The 18,864-nt window shown below is 38.3% G+C and carries 15 protein-coding genes; 8 read left to right on the top strand and 7 right to left on the bottom strand.

Translation table 11 applies throughout. The features are described 5' to 3' along the window. The 3 genes from LC454_RS16585 to LC454_RS16575 form a co-directional block, all read right to left on the bottom strand. Complete coding sequence (locus LC454_RS16585) at positions 1-1,377, bottom strand: RagB/SusD family nutrient uptake outer membrane protein (RefSeq protein WP_223583590.1); 1,377 nt, start codon at positions 1,375-1,377, stop codon at positions 1-3. A gap of 6 nt (positions 1,378-1,383) precedes the next feature. Continuing rightward, a complete protein-coding gene (locus LC454_RS16580; protein WP_223583589.1) occupies positions 1,384-4,476 on the bottom strand; it encodes a SusC/RagA family TonB-linked outer membrane protein in 3,093 nt (1,030 codons plus the stop codon). 537 nt (positions 4,477-5,013) lie between these two features. Continuing rightward, entirely contained in the window at positions 5,014-5,463 is a 450-nt protein-coding gene (locus tag LC454_RS16575) for a protein-disulfide reductase DsbD N-terminal domain-containing protein (protein ID WP_223583588.1), read from the bottom strand. 631 nt (positions 5,464-6,094) lie between these two features. On the opposite strand from LC454_RS16575, the gene LC454_RS16570 reads away from it, so the two are divergent. From LC454_RS16570 to LC454_RS16555, 4 genes are all read left to right on the top strand, one after another. Then, on the top strand, positions 6,095-6,592 hold the full coding sequence (locus LC454_RS16570) for a DinB family protein (protein ID WP_223583587.1): 498 nt from the start codon (positions 6,095-6,097) through the stop codon (positions 6,590-6,592). Positions 6,593-7,104: 512 nt separating this feature from the next. Beyond that, positions 7,105-7,722, top strand: coding sequence for a zinc-ribbon domain-containing protein (locus LC454_RS16565; protein ID WP_223583586.1), 618 nt, complete (start codon positions 7,105-7,107; stop codon positions 7,720-7,722). Between the two features lie 57 nt (positions 7,723-7,779). Next, entirely contained in the window at positions 7,780-8,331 is a 552-nt protein-coding gene (locus LC454_RS16560; RefSeq protein ID WP_223583585.1) for a putative glycolipid-binding domain-containing protein, read from the top strand. 266 nt (positions 8,332-8,597) lie between these two features. After that, positions 8,598-10,886, top strand: a complete 2,289-nt coding sequence (locus LC454_RS16555) for a family 20 glycosylhydrolase (protein WP_223583584.1) — start codon at positions 8,598-8,600, stop codon at positions 10,884-10,886. A 134-nt stretch (positions 10,887-11,020) separates the two neighbouring features. Here the strand turns inward: LC454_RS16555 and LC454_RS16550 are convergent, their stop codons facing one another. Then, entirely contained in the window at positions 11,021-11,689 is a 669-nt protein-coding gene (locus tag LC454_RS16550) for a class I SAM-dependent methyltransferase (protein WP_223583583.1), read from the bottom strand. Between the two features lie 359 nt (positions 11,690-12,048). On the opposite strand from LC454_RS16550, the gene LC454_RS16545 reads away from it, so the two are divergent. Beyond that, on the top strand, positions 12,049-12,606 hold the full coding sequence (locus LC454_RS16545; protein ID WP_223583582.1) for a hypothetical protein: 558 nt from the start codon (positions 12,049-12,051) through the stop codon (positions 12,604-12,606). A 26-nt stretch (positions 12,607-12,632) separates the two neighbouring features. Next, a complete protein-coding gene (locus LC454_RS16540) occupies positions 12,633-13,145 on the top strand; it encodes a GNAT family N-acetyltransferase (RefSeq protein ID WP_223583581.1) in 513 nt (170 codons plus the stop codon). A 50-nt stretch (positions 13,146-13,195) separates the two neighbouring features. Here the strand turns inward: LC454_RS16540 and LC454_RS16535 are convergent, their stop codons facing one another. Then, the gene (locus tag LC454_RS16535; protein WP_120258965.1) at positions 13,196-13,579 is read right to left on the bottom strand and encodes a winged helix-turn-helix transcriptional regulator; all 384 of its coding nucleotides are present in this window, start codon (positions 13,577-13,579) and stop codon (positions 13,196-13,198) included. 210 nt (positions 13,580-13,789) lie between these two features. On the opposite strand from LC454_RS16535, the gene LC454_RS16530 reads away from it, so the two are divergent. Continuing rightward, complete coding sequence (locus LC454_RS16530; RefSeq protein WP_223583580.1) at positions 13,790-14,473, top strand: YceI family protein; 684 nt, start codon at positions 13,790-13,792, stop codon at positions 14,471-14,473. 169 nt (positions 14,474-14,642) lie between these two features. Here the strand turns inward: LC454_RS16530 and LC454_RS16525 are convergent, their stop codons facing one another. Then, positions 14,643-16,367 carry a tetratricopeptide repeat protein gene (locus tag LC454_RS16525; RefSeq protein ID WP_223583579.1) on the bottom strand — a complete coding sequence of 575 codons (1,725 nt, stop codon included), beginning with the start codon at positions 16,365-16,367 and terminating at the stop codon, positions 14,643-14,645. Positions 16,368-16,708: 341 nt separating this feature from the next. Between LC454_RS16525 and LC454_RS16520 the strand changes: the two genes are divergently transcribed. Next, positions 16,709-17,176 (top strand): GNAT family N-acetyltransferase, encoded by a 468-nt coding sequence (locus LC454_RS16520; protein WP_223583578.1) that lies wholly within the window; start codon positions 16,709-16,711, stop codon positions 17,174-17,176. A gap of 22 nt (positions 17,177-17,198) precedes the next feature. Here LC454_RS16520 and LC454_RS16515 read toward each other — a convergent pair whose 3' ends face one another. After that, positions 17,199-18,728, bottom strand: a complete 1,530-nt coding sequence (locus tag LC454_RS16515) for a DUF2931 family protein (protein ID WP_223583577.1) — start codon at positions 18,726-18,728, stop codon at positions 17,199-17,201. Positions 18,729-18,864: the final 136 nt, after the last annotated feature.

Raw genomic sequence — 18,864 nt, 5'->3', positions numbered from 1 at the left:
TTATCTATAAAATTCATTTTGTTGCAAATTTGGATTTTTAAGAAGTTCACCTTCATGTACTGGCCATAGCAAATTTCGTTTATCGGAGAGACCATTGATCGGTTTCATTGTCGAAATAGCAGTTTCATTTCGCAAGAGATCAAACCAACGGTGTCCTTCAAAACAAAGCTCTACAGATCGTTCATGCAAAATACTGCCAACTAAACTTCCGAATTGGCTTTGCGCCTTATTTTGATCCAAAACTGGAAGTCCCGCACGAGTACGGATACGGTTCAGTAGGTCCAATGCTTCAACAGGCTGATTTAAATTGGCATGTGCTTCAGCCTTAAGCAGAAGGATATCAGCCAATCGCGTTAATACAATATTGCCTGAGGACGGTTCTGGACTCTCGTCATTAAATCCTTGCCCAAAAAACTTCCATATCTTACGGGGCTGAACTTGGGACACATCGTAAATACGAGGTTTGCGAAGATCGTCAGGTTCGATTGACGCTATAAAACCCGCACTGGGTACATAATCACTATCCGATCCATTGGCATACCACACACGGAGGTTATTGGGTTGCACTTCATTGTATCCGACCTCAAAAATACTTTCGGTACTGCTTCCTTTTACAAAGATGTTATTCCAATCCTCAATTGGCACCAAGGCATATTGCGGGTCCGCGATTATTTTTTCAGCCATTTCTATCGCTTGTGCATACTTTTTTTGCCACATATAGAGCTGGGTCAGAAAAGCATAAGCCGCCCCTTTGGTAATCAGTACACGGTTTCTGGCACCCGAATAATTTGTCGCACAATTCTCTGTTGCTAAGATTAAATCTGCTTCCACATTAGCCAATACCTCCGCCTCAGTGTTCTTCTTAACAAACAGGTCCTGATCCAATCCCTCATAGGGTTCCGTAACCAAAGGCACCTGCCCCCATATTCGAACCAAGTAAAAATAAGCCAGTGCCCTTAAAGCATGGGCCTGCCCAAGTAATTGCCTTTTAAGTTCGCTATCTTCCGTTCCAAATGCCTGTGGAATATATTTGATCGCATAGTTCGCACGGGATATAACAGTATAAAAATTATCCCAGCGTGCCGAATTGATAACGGGAGTCAGCGTGTTCTGTTGTAGCGCAGCAGGATCACCGGCATGGCGGGTCACAATATTATCAGCCCGCCCCTCTCCCCAGTAAGCAAAATTCTGACGAAAAAGAGATTGCAAACCATTATAGATGCCATTGACACCAGCCTGCGCATCACTGGGCTTTTTATAATACCCCTCTCCAGAGACATTGCTAATAGGCTCCTTATCCAGCAACGAGTTCGAACAGCCGCTGACGGATAAAAATAGAAGAGAACAAAATGTATATTTTAACAATTTTTTCATCATGATTTATTAAAGACCAAGGATTAAACCAAACATAAATGTGCGGCTCTGCGGATAAGAGCCCTCATCCAATCCTACACGAAGACCAGAATAGGAATTAACATCGGGATCAAAACCGGTATACTTTGTCCAGGTAATCAGATTTGTAGCCGTAACAAAAGCATCGAGCTTACGCAAACCGATACGTTTGCTCCAAGCGGGATCAAAAGAATACCTCAAATTGATGTTTTTTAATTTCAGATAAGAACCATCTTCGACCCACCTGCTTTGCACCCGACTATCAGACTGTTTTGGATCATCCCGAATCAATCGGGGAAAATCTGTTTGATCTCCCTGTTCCCGCCACCGGTTAAGAGCATCAGTAGATAGATTATTATAACGAACAATTGAATTGCGCTGATGATTCAACTCACTATAAATCTGATTACCCACCGAATATTGAAAGAACACATTCAAATGAAAATTCTTATAGCTAAAATCATTGGAGATCCCGCCGAAATACTTCGGTTCAGCATAACCAATAATCTCACGGTCATTTTGATCGATAATATTATCATTGTTCACATCCTTCCAAATGGGGTCACCACCGGCAAATACAGGTCCATTCGCACCATTTGTTAACCCGCTTGTATTGTCTTCATCTCGCGCATACACACCAAGATAACGCCAACCATAAAATACACCGATAGGCAGGCCTTCCCTTAGAATATGGAAAGCCCCATTTTGAATATGACCGCCAGTCAGAAGATTCTTAGGCAACGACGTAACTTTATTTCTATTTAAGCTGACGTTTATATTTGTGTTCCAGCTAAAAGCTCCCTCCAGATTACGGGTCTGTACGCTAAACTCCAATCCTCGATTCTCAATTGACCCTATATTTTGTGTAATAAATTCAAATCCTGTGGTTCCGGGAATAGGCACGTTATAAAGTAGATCTTTCGTTTTCTTCAAGTAAGCATCCGTAGAAAACAGGATTCTGTTTTTTAAAAAGCCAAGCTCTAGACCAAGGTTATATTGACGCGTTGTTTCCCAAGTGAGGCTCGGGTTGGGCATCACGGTGGGCGCCGCTCCCGAAAAATCCAGATAATTCGTTCCTAAAGTAAACTCTCCTCTCGCTGCATAATCACCGATAGCCTCGTTTCCGGTACTTCCAAGGCTAAAACGAAGCTTACCATCGCTAAGCCAACCCAAATTCTTGATCCCTTTTTCTTCGACAAAACGCCAGCCCGCTGACGCAGAGGGAAAAAATCCAAACCGTCGGTTACGCCCAAAACGGGAAGAACCGTCCGTACGAAGGTTGAATTCCAGCAAATATTTCCCGAGATAGTCATAGGTTACCCGACCGAAATAAGAAAGCATGGCATGTTCGGAAGCGATATTTACACCTTGGTTTGAAATGATAGATGCACCATTCAATGTACGGATATCATCACTTGGAAAATATTCTCCATCGAGACCTGTCCGGTCATAACGCCATTTCTGAAAACTTATTCCCAGTACCGCCCCAATATTGTGTGCATTAGCTACACTTTTTGCATAGGTAAAATAACTTTCATTACCCCAGGTAAGATTTCCAGAAGATCGTACAGCACCCTTATTATACCCCTCGCGGTAATCCAATATGGATGGCATAAATTCATCTTCTTTCATTGAAATATAATCCAGGTTTACATTGCTTCGGAATTTAAGATCTTTATAAAGATCAATTTCCAGGTATTGGCTTCCAACGATGCGATTGCTCTTGTTCAGATTGGTTGCAAACAAAGCCATCCCAACGGGATTCCGCTGTCCGATCATATAACCATTCAGCGATCCATTTGGTAGATACATCGACATAATAGGTGGCCGTATCAATAGACTCCGGATAATACTCAGATTCCCTGAGCCCGCGGCATTTGTCCTGTTATTCACTGCATTTGTATAGGAAATACTCTGGCCTATCCTGATCCGATCCGAAATCGTAAAGTCGACGTTCAATCGGGAAGTAAATCGCTTGTAATTAGAATTCAATATCACACCATCCTGATCCAAATAAGATGAACTCCAGGCATATTTCGTCCCTTGATTCCCTCCTCGTACAGAGAGATCCAACTTATATTGCTTTGCTGAACGCATCAACTCATCCTGCCAGTCCACGTCACCACTGTTCATGGGGTTGAGCGAATCTATAATTGTATAGAATGGTTCCTCGGGTTTGGCCATACCACGATAGGAATCCAAAACTGCTTCTCGATATTGTCTTGCGTTCAAAACACTTAGTTTGCGGGTCAGGGCGCTCACTCCCGCGGTTGCATTTAATATCACTTCGGGCCTACCTTCAGCACCTCGTTTCGTCGTAATCATCACGACTCCATTGGCAGCTCTAGAACCATAAATAGCGGTAGACGCAGCATCTTTAAGAATCTCAATCGAAGCGATATCGTTCGGATTGATATCCGTCATCGGATTCAGCCCAGAATTTTCAGTACCGTTTAAAGAAGAAATGGAATTGGATTCCAGTGGAATACCGTCTACAACAAAAAGGGGATTGTTACCCGAGTTCAATGAGGAGCTCCCCCGAACACGTATGCTCATCTCCCCACCAGGCGCTCCAGAATTGGACGAAACCTGCACCCCCGCTGCCCGCCCCTGTAAAATTGAAATGGGATCCTGCAATGTTGTTTTGGCAATTTCTGAAGCACCTACGGAAACAATAGATCCTGTGAGGTTTCGTTTTTTCTGACGCCCATATCCTACCACAACAGTCTCTTCCATCAGATTGGAAACAGCAACGAGTGCGATCGTATAGCTTGCACGTGAATCTGTTTTTATCGTCTGACTCGAATAGCCCACAAATGAAAAAGTAATGGATTGCCCTATTGCTACATCGTCCAATACAAAGCCCCCCCTTTTATCCGTGCTCACTGTAACATTTTTTGCGTCGCTGAGCTTTACGGTGACTCCAAATAAAGGCGACTTTGTGGTCGCGTCAATCACGTTACCAGTGACCGTCTTTTGCTGAGCGACTACAATGCCAGGAAAAATTAAAATGCTGCACAAAAAAAATAAGGATAGAACATAATACGGTCCTTTAAGGTTACACTGGTTAGCAATAAATTTCATATCAAGACTTTAAGTTTACATCACCTACTAACTATCGATAACGATTAATAAAAAATATTTTAATGAAAACATTTACATTAAAACGTTAAGCATTACCAAATAATTAACGTTTGAAAAAAAACAATAGTATACGCAGCACTAAATTTAGTAACATTTATGTGACAAAATCACTTTCAAGAAACATTATATTGTCCCACTATCTATTTCATAAATATTGTTTTCTTTCCCAACCAAGTCAATAACAATTCCAAATGGCCTTTCAAAATTTGAAGAACATCAAACTGCAGACTGCCCTGCTTGTGGAAACTTTCATAATCCCGAATAGATGGCATAAAGCAGGTCATAAAAAAGCCCTAGAGCGGGGAACTCTAGGGTCTTAGCCATATATTAACCTATTTTATGAAAAGTATTTGCATTATTAACGCATTATTGTGGCAACTTATTTTGTGCTATATTGAAAAAAATTAATAATTATAAAAAAACCCCATCTATAGCGTTATAAATGGGATTTTTCATAAGATCCAAAATAAGATTTTGTTATTTGATCGTTACTGCAAAAGCATATTCATCTGGAGGAAGACATTGTGATGCATCACATGCTTGCCATTCCACACTACCTTTCACAGTTGCTGTTCCTTTTTTCAAAGTCACCTTTTGTTGGAAGATCACCTCATTTGTAAAATATCCTACATCCATTTTAAAAACCTCCTCGTGTTTTACTTTCGGTTTTGGCTCAGCAGTTTTTCCTGCCAATACATAATCAGTCGCATTAGCAAATGTGAAAGAAGTCGGAATAGGTCCGCCATCCTTTACATTTTGCGAATAAATATGCCAGCCATTTTGAATGGTAGCTTTTACATAGACGACTGCCTCTTTGCTGTTCAGCTTTTTGCTAGCTACAGTCCATTTTACCGGTTTGTGAATCTGAGCAAAAGCGCCAGTTATCATAAAAATAACTGCAGTCATTAACAATACTAATTTTTTCATTTTTTTATATTTATTTTGGTTTATTACATGATGCCCATTCTCCTACCTTCATATCCATTTTCTTCTATATGTAAATATGATGATATGGAAAGACAAAAAACGCTACAACAATATTCGCTATAAACAATATAAAACACAACAACAGGTTGATAAAACAATAAATTTTATTGAAAACAATATAAAAAACAATACGATTTACATTTATACAACACGTTTTTCAATATTCTCGCCTTATTTTTTTTGTGTTCTAAAAAATGAAAATAATGACTATATCACACTGGCTATACCACCCAAAGTCTGCTATTATCCATTTAAAATCAGAGACAACAGATTTGTTACGTTGCAGTACCTGTCAAAAATCATCTTTGGCACAGAAATCGCATTATGTAAAACTCATAATTTAGGTTAATAATTGGTTAGGTTAAACCGCTTGAAGTTCCCCGCTTCAAGCGGTTTTTTTATTATAAAAATCTTCATATTCAAATCCATACTGACACATAGCTGTCAATATCCAAACTTATCTTTGACGTAGGATAAAAAAAACAGAACGACCTATCATTTGTTCAAAAGGATGGGTAGAAAAACAGGGGCATGTATCAAAAAATATTAAACTAATATATTCCAAAACAAGATGAACACACTTCAACAACTAAAATCTGAACTTGAAAATGAGTACCAGATCACTAAAAATTTTATCGAACTTTTTCCAGAAGGCAAAAATGACTATGCCCCACATGAAAAAAGTATGAAAATCATGCCTCTTGCAACGCATCTCGTGGAGGTATTTGAATGGCCAAGTACAATTTTGAAAACATCTGAACTGGATTTTGCCGATGGTGGCTACAAGCCCACCATTCTATCAACGCGGGAAGACTTACTCCAGAAACTAGATCAAGATTATGAAGCAGGAAAAATAGCCTTAGAAAATGCTACCGAAGATGATTTAAATCCAGTTTGGACCATCAAAAGTGCTGGTCAAAAACTCGCAAGCTGGACAAAATATGAAGCAATCCGTCATTCTTTAAATCAGATCACACATCACAGGGCACAATTAGGTGTTTACTATAGACTGAATAATATCCCCTTACCGTCAAGTTACGGACCTTCTGCCGATTCACAGAACTTTTAGTATAGTCCAACATAACTATCGTTTTTTGAACGAAATGGCATAAAAACAGTCCGCAATCTACCTTCGTTTATGATCTAAGACTGTTTTTATGCCATTTCGCTATGCACCCTATCCCAGCCTACTGCGCCCCTCAGTCGGGACAACGTCAGGATGAATCCGTGATGTTTCCGTAGTGAGTCCGTAGTGAGTCCGTGGTGAGTCCGTGTTATACTCGCTAAAACCACGTTCATATGATGGTCAGACTACCCTAACATGTGCTCTCAGGTATGTTTAAAGCTCGAATCATGCCGGAATGGCTCTCGAATAGTTACTGAAAATAGGCCAAACACTCGGACTCACTTGCCGGAAACGCGGTTTTTTGACGTGAAAAACCTTCCTGCATCAATCAATCACACGAAGAGCCAATATAATGGCATAATTTTTGAAAAAAATCAATTAACCAATTAGCGAATTATACTAAGTAAGCTAGAGGTTCAAAGCAAATATAGAAGCAGCATATTTAAACCTTGATTATGATTATTTTCGGAACAAGAACAAAGTTATTACAAAACAGCTCCAATACAGCTGTTGGAACTTGCAATTATTGCAACACAGTCGGATCCTTATATGCCTACAAACAGGTAAAATACTTTCATATCTTCTGGATCCCCATTTTTCCATACAGTACAGAGATTATTAGTGTATGTAATCATTGTAAAAAAGTAAATTACCAACGTGAAATTGATCCCCAAACCCTTGCAACAATCCGTTCAAGCGGTATGCCGAAGACACCCGTTGGATATTTTTCTGGATTAATACTAATCGGTCTTTTCTTCGGATCTGCGGCCGCAGCTGGAATATCCGGATCCATTAAAACAAAAAAATACCTGGAAAATCCGGCTGCTGGTGATGTATATGAAATCAAACGGAAAGAAAATGGGAAGTCCATGTACACGTTATACCGCGTTGCCAATGTCACAACGGATTCCATTACTTTCGACGTCAACGACTATGAAGCAGAGGGAACGAAAGGTCTTCGCAAATTGAGGGAACAACGCAGCGATAGTTATTCAGAAAAGGTCACTTTAGCCCGCCCAGAAGTTGTCAAAATGAAAGATGATAATCAGATATCGTCAATAGAAAGAAAATAGAATTCGAACAACGACAACATCTGTTGCCCATTAAATAATTACCAATACAGCGATCAGATGAAAACAGTATTATGGCAGGGAGTCGCTTTCCATTCCCTGGAGTATTTCAACATACAGGAAAATAATGACCATTATGTTGTAGTATCAAAAATTATAGGTTCCTATCGGAAAAAAATTTATTCGGTCTCCTATCAACTGATTATAAACAAACAGTGGGAGATCGAGGAATTTCTTATTGATTCCGAGGTCGATATGACCAAAAACACCCTAACTGGAAAAAAAACAGCTACCAACTGGGAAATCAATCATTTTGACAATCCGGACTTTATGGGTTTTCAATATATAGATATCTCCTTAACACCCTTTACAAACACGCTACCAATAAACAATCTACAGCTTATAATTGGTGATTCAAAAGAAATAGATATCATCTATATCGACCTAATAAACAACGACATCACACCTGTCCGGCAACGTTATACAAGGACAGATTTACACGAATATCTGTATGAAAATATAGTCAGTGATTTTACAGCTCGTATTCAGGTGGAAGAGAACGGACTGGTCCTAAACTATCCCGGTTTATTTAAAAAGATAGCTGGAAATTAGTTTCAATCATCCCAAAATTAAATCAACACAAAGTCTTCCCTCACCCCTTGTCCTAACGATGCCTTCTGTTCAAAAAAACAAATCGGCATGTGTATAGGCTCCATAGCTGTGCTACCAGATAACAGTGCCACTAGTATACATTTTTTTATTACCTCCGTTTACACAAAATATTTCTATATTGGTTCCGAGTTTTTCATGCTAAACCGACAAATTCTATTTGGCAAGCTCTTAAACACATAATTATTAAGAAATCACAAAAAAACTTTATGTCTAAAGCTATTTCACTGCTCCTGCTATTGTCTGCTTTCTATTGGCCCAGTACAAGTTATGCGCAAGAAAAAAATCATATCCCCCAGCTGATCCCTTTTCCCAAACAACTGGAATCATCTACGGGTTTCTTTCAAATAGCCAAGGGAGAATTCTCTTATACGATTGATTCCAACATCTCCTCAAACGCTCTAGACCAATGGGTACGTCAATCGTTATTCGGGGACATCACTAAAAAGAAGGTGACACATGCCAATGCAACACTACGATTGATAAAAAAAAGTAGTCTTTCCAAGGAAGGTTATGAATTAACGATTGATAAAAAAGGAATTCAGATTTCTGCTTCTTCGGATCAGGGGCTATTTTACGGACTGCAAACAATACAACAACTGTATCTTCTTGCAAAACCCGCGGGGAGTATTCATTTGCCCTATCTATCAATTAAGGATCAGCCAGCGTTTCAGTGGCGCGGTGTGGAACTAGATGTAGCGCGGCACTTCTTCTCAAAAGATTATTTATACAAGTTTATCGATCTCTTGTCGTCCTATAAATTCAATAAGCTTCACTTGCATCTCACAGATGATCAAGGTTGGCGTATCGAGATCAAAAAATATCCAAAACTTACTTCACAAGGTGCGTGGAGAACCTATAACAACCAAGATTCAGCATGTCTTGCCAAAGCAAAAGACAATCCCGACTTCAATCTACCCAGCGAACACAAACGCATCAATAATGGACGAGAAGAGTATGGTGGATTTTACACACAACAGGATATCAGAGATATCGTCGCCTATGCATCGAGCAGACATATCGAGATTATACCTGAGATAGATATGCCCGGACACATGATGATCGCGACCAAAGCTTATCCCGAGCTACTCCTAGACAGTGAAACCGCAGGCTGGGGAAAACAGTTCTCGGTACCAATCAGTCCATGGAAAGAAAGTAGTTATACATTTATAGAAAATGTACTTAGCGAGGTTATCGAGCTTTTCCCTTCTACTTATATTCATATTGGTGCCGACGAAGTGGAAAAAGATTCCTGGTCAAATTCAGCTATAGCCACAGCATTTATGAAGGAGAAAGGCATAGCCAATCTACATGACTTACAAAGCTATTTTGTAAAACGTGTTAATAACTTCATACGTTCGAAAAACAAACGCAGCATCGGTTGGGATGAAATACTTGATGGTGGTTCGGATACATCGATGACAGTTATGTATTGGCGGGGATGGGTAAAAAATGCACCTCGTGAGGCAGTCAATCGTGGTCATCGTCTCATCATGACACCTACCAATCCTTTGTATTTTGACTACCTTCCCAATAGTAGCAGCTTGGATGCGGTGTATAATATGTCTGTCATACCATCCGATATCCCGAGTAACAAATCAAATTTAGTTCAGGGCGCGCAGGCAAACATATGGACAGAAATGATCCCATCAACAGCCCGGTTAGAATTTATGATTCTACCAAGATTGAGCGCATTGGCAGAGCGAGTCTGGACCAATAAATCATTATATGAGAGCTATAGAAATAGATTAATCGCTCACTTTGGGATCTGGAACAAAATGGGGCTACATTACCGTATGCCAGATTTAAATGGCTTTGCCGATAATCAGGTTATCATTAACGGGCAATCCATGCTGAAAATTGAGAATGAACTTCCAGAAAATGCAATACATTATACCACCGATGGTAGTCTACCAACTCAGAAAAGCCCAGTACTAAGCGATTCACTTATTGTCAAAAACGAAGGAGCCATACGTTTCGCAACGATATCTTCTTCAGGAGCAAAGAGCGAATTGTACCAAGTGAATTTCAAGAGAGATACCTGGAAAAAAGGTATTACCGAAGATGTAAAGAATATGCGTGCAGGATTGACCGCAACGCTATTTAATGGAACATTTGCAAACACAGCTGCAATAACAGGCAAAGCGGTACGCCAGGAGATTATTAAGGATATCCATTTGAGCGATACGATTAAAATGCCTTCATTTGGCGCAAAAATTAAGGGTTATCTATATGTGAAAGAAAAGGGGATCTATAATTTCTATTTCACTTGCGATGATGGTGGAGTTTTGCGCATACATGATCAGGTGGTCGTAGACAACGACGGACAACATGCCCCAATCATGAAAAGTGGACAGATTGCTTTAGAAAAAGGATATCATCCGATTAGCATCGATTTCATAGAAGCGGGAGGTGGTTTTACCTTGAAACTTCAATATCGTGTTAACGGTTCCAAAATTATCGACATACCCGACGATCATCTCTTTCATAAAAACTAAGGTTAAAAGGGGTGTCCACAACGGACATCCCTATTTTTTTATTTTACTCCTATCTTCCAAAATCTCTTTTCAAATATCCAATTCCCAATGGCTCACTTTTTGAAAAGCTTCTTTACCATTCACATATTGAAAACCTATCTTTTCTTTGTCATCCAGCCCATATAAATTGTTGATTGAAAAAAACGTATCGGAACCTCAAATCCCGCTTCAACACATAACGCTGCAAGCCGATCTTCAGACACATGAAAAAGTTCGTTCTCTATCCTATTTAATCGAAGACTGACCTGCTCTTCGGGTATGTTATCGGACAATAGAAGTCTTAGAATTTTCAGATTTTCTTTAATCATGCCGCTATTTCCTGTGATATCCAGCATTACAAGTGGTGCTCCTAAAACCAGTCTTTTTCCAATTTCTTTCAGCAATTCTAACTTAGTTCCATTATCTTCAAGAAAATGAAGAACCAACAATAACGTAGCCGCATCATATTTTTTATCGTTTTTCAAATCCTGGATCAGAGCTTCAACAAGTACAACGTTAGGATATCCATCAAGTTTCTGCCGAGCCTGTTGAATCATTTCTGTGGAGGGATCTATCCCCGTTATATTCCATGTTTTGCCCTTTGCGACAAGCTTCTGTATCTCATTACCAGTTCCACAGCCTATGACCAGCAGATCATTGGGATCTGTATCTGTCAACAGCTTAGGCAAACAATCCAAAAAATAATGATAGTTGGGAATCCAGGCTTCTACAAATTGATCATAGCCGCTCGCTCTTTCATTCTCAAATAATTCTACTTTGCTCATATTCTTAATAATGCGATCTTAATATTAGACAGATCAAGTGTTAAGCTATAAAGATAGTTCAATTGAATCAGTATCTCCTTTAATTAATTCTTTTTGATTGAAAAACTTGTATTAACCTAATATTCTGACTAATAACCTCTAGCCAAATTTATTGGAAATACATCCCCTAACAAAAGCCGTTAATTATTCTTGAAAAATATATTGTCTTCTATTCTGCCATCTATAGAATCAAAACTTTTACTATCTTTATTCTACTTAGCCAGAGTTATGACAATGACAAATAAAAAGCCATCTGGCTGGACCAGATGCAACCAAGATAATTTGTTAAGATCGGCTCAAATTATTATTAACAACACAATATGGGCTTTTTAAATTTCTTAAAAGGACAACATAAATTAAAGCAGATTGACGTCAGTGAAGACCAGGACTTTGTTGATCTGCAATTAACGATAACCAAAAACTGGAATGATGAAAACCTAAATCATATTATTCAGGCAAAGGGTCTTTGGGGAAAAGAAACAGTCGGTATAGAAATCTCATTTCGACGCGATATGAAATTAGGTATCGTTAACACAGAAGTAGACAAGAAAAGATTTTATCGAGAAGGGATCAACTTCTATTCCATTGGGGAATTGAGTGATAATTTTGCCAAAGCTTTAAGTAGCTTATTTAAAACTGAGACCAGCTCTTTCAGGATGCTTGACGCTATAGGCTCCACAGCATTTGTACTTAGTGGCCAACCAGAGTATTTTGACGAAGAGTATATAAAAACCAAAATTTTCTTCGACGATACAAACGAAAAGGATAATTATGCGGAATGGTATGTGAATATTGACCTAAAAAATAGAATTCTTGAATTAAGGGAAAAAGATCAGGAATATCGAAAAAACATCATTAATGTGTTGACAAATAACTAGCTTTGCGATAATTTAGAAATTAGTGCATGTCTATTCAGCTATTAGCACGTGAGTCTAACTCCTATTCTATTCGTCAGTTATTGGAAAGCGAATTCGAATATTATAAATCGATTCGTCTGGAAGCAATTCAAACGGAGCCTAGCTTATTTCGACGGAGCAATCCCGCAGAAAGCGATCTCTCCGATTTGGACTGGCAAGAGCGTATAAAATATGCTCGGATTGTCTTTGGACTTTTCAAAAAAGACGAGCTAATCAGGATGACCAGCATGTTATTATTAAACAATACTGAAGCATATTTTGGACAATCCTTTATTCGCCCTATACATCGCGGACAAGGGCTTTCAAGTCTCCTGTACAAAATTAGAATGGCCTGGGTCAATACTCAGCAGATCAAACGGCTCATCATCAGTCATCGGGAAATCAACACGATTTCAAAAAAAGCGATCCTACGTGCAGGTTTCGAATATAGTCACCGGGAACTCGTGCATTGGCTGGACGGCACAACTGGCTACTCATTGTACTACCGCTTAGAACTTTAACACAAACCGGATCTAATGTCGGAAATAAGCGAATATAAAGAACAAACCTCCTATATAGCAGCTGAGCTAGTCCCGTCTTTTTGATAAAGTGTGCTTCTGTAAGTGATACCCCATTTAGCTATTTCATCAATAATGGGACCTAATGTTTTACCACAATCAGTAAGTTCATACTCCACAGTAAGCGGCTTGGTATTTAAGACGGTTCTTCTGATAAGATGGTTCATTTCCAGATCTTGCAGCTCTTTGGACAGCATCTTTGCCCCAATCCCATCAACTTCCCGCAACAATTCCATAAAACGTAGCTTTTCAAACAACATTAATGTTCCTATAATGTGGAATTTCCATTTACCTGCCAAAATCTCCATGCTGTCATTTATCGCCAATATCCGCGTTTTACAGCCGGTGGAGGAACTTGATAGTGCTTCCTTTTTCATTTTACTTGATCTCCTTCTATTGATTACAAAAATACTGAATTACAGCGTCACAGTGCACTATCTTTTTGGAAAGTAGTTTCTTTAAGGAAACTAATACCAAAAATAAACTATCTATCATCTACCTTTGTATTCATAAATTAAAATGGCATGATTGATGCCGACGATACAGAACAATACAAACATCTTATTAAAAAATAAAACGATTAAAAAATGAAAAAACAATTAATCTCGGGTTTAGCCCTTATTTTGTTATTCGCTTCATGTCAAAATGCAACTGGAGACAAAGCCAAAACAACATCAGCGCAAGAAGTGACTGAACAAAAAGGACAGACTTATACTGTAGAGGCTGACAAAAGTACATTAAAATGGACAGGTTACCACAAAGGTGGTTTGAATCCAAGATATGGTGTCTTAAAAAGTGATGGTACACTTTCTGCTGATAACAATGCTATCACCGGTGGATCTTTCACCATTGATGTCAATTCAATTGTAACAGACAGCGCTTCTGTAGACCCTACTACTGCAGGTGGTAAAAAATCAACAGATTTGGATGCACACTTGAAAAGTGCGGACTTCTTTGATACAGCGAAATACCCTACAGCTAAATTTGAAATCACCAAAGTCGCTCCATTTGATGCTGCTCAAGGAAAAAGCGTTGTTGCTGATGCTACAAACACTGTCAGTGGTAACTTAACAATCAAAGACAAAACAGTAAACGTAACATTTCCTGCTAAAATTACTTTCAATGGTGAAGAAGTTACTTTCTACTCTAAATTTACGATCCAAAGACAAGATTGGGGACTTACATATGGTACCGAAGGCAATCCTCAAGATTGGATGATCGCACAAAATGTTGACATTGAACTTAATGTTACAGCGAAAAACGCAAAATAAGATTTCTAATGGCTGTTGCAGCCGCCTAGAATTCTAGCTATAATCAAGTTGGCTTAAAAAAGAGCCAACTTGATTACTCTTTACCCTATTTGTATCCCTAACCTACCAAATCCGTATTATTACCCATCCTGATCAGGTACATAGCATTAAATTCATGTGGATTCATCTCCTAATCTCGTAACTCCATTTTCTTCTTTAGACGCTGTTTTGCTTTTTTGATTGCTTCGGTAGATACACAGAGTAGTTCACTCATGCTACTGTTGTTTAAATCCAATTTTTGTAGAGCAAGTATGCGCAGATCGTTATCTGTTATTTTTGAATAGTTTTGTTTCATTTGTGCTAAATAACCCGGATGGACCTTGTCAAAAACATGCTTGAATTTTAGCCATCGTTCATCGGTCATGATATGTGTCTGCAACATTGCATTTAAGCTATCGGAAACCTGAGCCATGTAAGCAGGATTTTGCGCTGACACCTTCACAATCTCCTGTCGGAGCTGTTGAATAGTTGTGTCATTTTGCTTGATCGTATTGGTAAATTCGCCAAGGGAATCTTTTAAAATCAAAAGCTCTTGATCGAGTAATTGCCTCTCGTAACCTAGCTTGAGCCGGTCTTTTTCAAGAAGAGTATTTCTTATTTTAATTTTTGCCTTTGATCTGTTGATTAAGAGCAATACGATCGCAAACACCAAAATCAAACAGACCCCAATAAATTGATATGTCCGTTTGGTGTGAAGCCTTTTTTCCTCTGTAGATTGAATCGCTCGATTATATCGCTCGGTTTCCCTTTGCCAAAGAAAGGTTTGTATCTCTTTATCATTTATTCTTTTTTCTAACGAATCTTTTAATATCAGGTAGACATGCAATTGTTTGAGTTCTTCCTCTTTTTGATTTAAACCATGGGCAATATCAGACAATAATTTTGAGGCCTCCATCTTATATTTCAGAAAATAGGGCTTTTCCTCCATCAGGCTTATGCTGGTTAGGACATGTTGCTTGGCCAGTTTCCATTCCTGAAGTACAATATACCAGCTTGCCAGATTGAGATTTGCCCGCATGGCATCCTTTCGTTCGTCAAATCGCATAGAAAGATCGATGTTCTTCTGAATTAAAGCAATTGCTTTTTGCCGATCGCCCGCTTTCCAGGCTTGATCGGCTAGATTACCAGAAATAATGCCAATCCATACCGAATCTTTAGCCAATTTCGCTTCCGACATCGCTCGATTGAAATAAGTAACAGCTTGATGATTAAGCGAATCATTTGATAGATATACTGCTATGGCATTGATTATATCCACACGTTCTCTTGATGCTGCTTTCGAAAAAGGCAATGCTTCCTGTAAGTAATCAACGGCAATACTATGATCTCCAATATAACTATAAAAATTCGCGATGAATTGGTAATGCTTAACTACTAATGGTATTTTTTTGATATCAATTTTGGATTTTAAATCATTTGCACGCAAAAAGAATGGGAATGCTTCCTTCACTTTCCGATAGACATAGTTATAGTAGCCTTGTCTTGCATAGCCAATCATTTCCAATTCAATATTATGATGCTTTTGAAGTAATTGCTCCGCAAGCCGATAATATTGATCAGAAACGGCATTAGTTTGATCAAACGCAATCGAGTACCCATCTGCCATACGCATGTAGTATCCCCATTTTAGTATACTATTATTTGTCTTATTAGCGAGCGTTAAAATAGGATCCAGTGCATTTTTCAATGCAACAGTATCCTTCCCAAAGTTAGCCCGAAATTGGAGGGCAGCTTCCAACTGAAGAACAGGGTCTTCAATATGCACTATTTTTTCTATAGATTGTCCAACGGCTATATTCGTACTTTTTATCGTCAGAACAGCTAGGAATAACATACAGAACAAATAAATTTTCATTTTTAAAAAGGTCAAGTTTTTATTAAAATGGTTAACAGTAACAGGTCAACTCATAATAGATTTAATTTCCAGATCAGCCCTATTAAAATCTGACATTACCCAAATACAGTTGGATTCCCCAATAGTTATCGGAATGACTTTTTTAATTATTTAGCAAAATGGTTAATATAGACTCATAAAGCGAGGGTATAGGCCCCGATTCACTGTAGTAAATATACAATTTATCCACATAAGAGATCAATCCCTTTTTGTTAAAAAATTGTTAGCTCATTACTCTTATTTTTAGGATTGGCGGTACTATCTATTTTTATACCATTATCCAAATGTGTTTATATTTGTATATGGAGATATCAATACGAAAAGGAAGATTAAGCGAATTGCCCCAAATAAAGGAACTATTTGCGGGAACAATTGCTTCAGTATGTCAGACCGATTATAATGCAGAACAAATCGAGGTATGGAAATCTTCAATCAATAACATTGAACGTTGGAATAACTTAATCAAAAACCAGTATTTTATTGTCGCAGAAATAGACAAAGAAATCGTTGGTTTTGCTTCATTGGATCATGGCAACTATATCGATATGTTATACGTACACAAAGATTTTCAGCGACAGGGCATTGCACAACGATTATATGACCACTTGGAGCATAAGTCTAAATATTCAAATATGGAGTCGCTAACAGCGGATGTCAGTAAAACCGCAAAACCTTTTTTTGAACGTAATGGTTTTACAACAATTGCCAGACAGGTGCAAGTTCGGTCAGCCGTTGAAATTGTCAATTACAAAATGCAAAAGACTTTTTAACATCGACTGGTCTAGCTAAAGATCAAAACTTCTCACCATATGCTATGATTTTGGTTTCCATAAGTAAAAGCTGGTGTTCAGCATTTTTTAATTGTGCTGTCGCCCTACCATTTTGTGTATCTACGGTAATTTCCATCTCAGCCTTTATATTTTTATCGCGATCAAAAAAAGCCTTGAATTTTTTAAAAATATCCGTTTCATCAAATTCAAAATTTACAGCGCAACGGTTTTTATTTTTATCATACCATTTGATATAGATATGCTGTGGAATTCCCCTCTTTTCAACTGTTATATTTTGTGTTCTTTCGTCGAAAGCAAAACGTTCAGCATTAAAATACTGAAAAATAACATCATACGTTCTTATTTCTGGAGCGATCACAAACTTTGGGTTCCAGATATAAGCTGTCCTCAGTTTATTCCAATAATCATCAGGAACAGGTTGATTTTTTTTTGCCATTTGTATTGCCAAAGGAATGATCGTTGTATCTGTCAAAACCTTATTGCGCCACTCCTGATTAAATAAATCACCATAAACCATTTCCTTACTATCAGAAACCTTCTGGTCAACATCAATTTTCTTCGCCTGATACTGACCTATTTCGACCTGACGATACCCCGATCCTCCAGCCCATATCACCAGTCCTCCACCGGGTGCAAACCCGAAAATAATCCTGTTATAATGCTCCTCAACATCACTAGCTGCCCTTCTTTCTACATAAGGCTGTTTAAAAAGTGTAAGCAATTTGTTGTAATCTATTGTGTCATTGAATCGGTAGAACGCATTCTCTGAAAACGAATACCAAGTAACATCAATTGCTTTGGGCAATGACATCATACTTTTATAGGTTTCGGCCCCCGCCTCTCCCCATTTTGCATGATAATTCACCGTATTTCCCTCACTAAATGTAAACTCATAATCCTCATCTTTCGGAAAGATGAATATCCCTTTGTAGAGTTGTACCGGATAACCTGTGGGATTACTCATTGCACCAGCCCATTCAAATCGACCCTCTTTTAAATTATCTGCCTGATCTCGCCGCTCCCGTTCAGCTTCCCGAACCTCACGGCCAACAGTCGAAAAAATAGACACAAGCACACTGATTAAAATATAGCCCAAAAATATTAGTATCAATGCTGTCCACGATCTTAAGCCCCAAACGAACATAATGCTACTGAATAAACTCAAAAAAATACTCAAAATTAAAATCAAAGGGAACATTTCAGAAATTACTCCTCCCAGATCAGCATATATCTTGTGTTCATATTCGTCGCCTAGTGTACCGACAAAAAGCAACACTGGTAATAATATGGAAAATATAAAGTAATATAAAAAACTGTAAATACCCTCAAAGACAATACTGGGCTTGTCAAATACCTTTAATTTTTTTCGAAGCTTATTAAAATGAAAATAAATAAGGGTAATTAAAAGAAAATAGGGCGAAACAAAGAATGCCCCATAAACCAAGTTCATATCGGCATCTTGCGTTAACAACATTGCCAATAATCCCAAAAGAGTCACAACAAAGGCTGAAATTGTAGCTTTAAGAACCATGTATAGATTTTATTATTTATTGATCATAATATATAGCGGTATCCTGTCTACATTTTGCTTCAAATTCACAATTTGAAAAACAAGAACAACTTTACTCAAAAGTAATAAGAAATGAAATTATAAGTACACAACAATT

The organism is Sphingobacterium sp. GVS05A (genome assembly GCF_019969845.1).
Taxonomy (GTDB): domain Bacteria; phylum Bacteroidota; class Bacteroidia; order Sphingobacteriales; family Sphingobacteriaceae; genus Sphingobacterium.
Note: the sequence above shows the minus strand (reverse complement) of the source record. Positions and strands in the feature narration are given on the sequence as shown.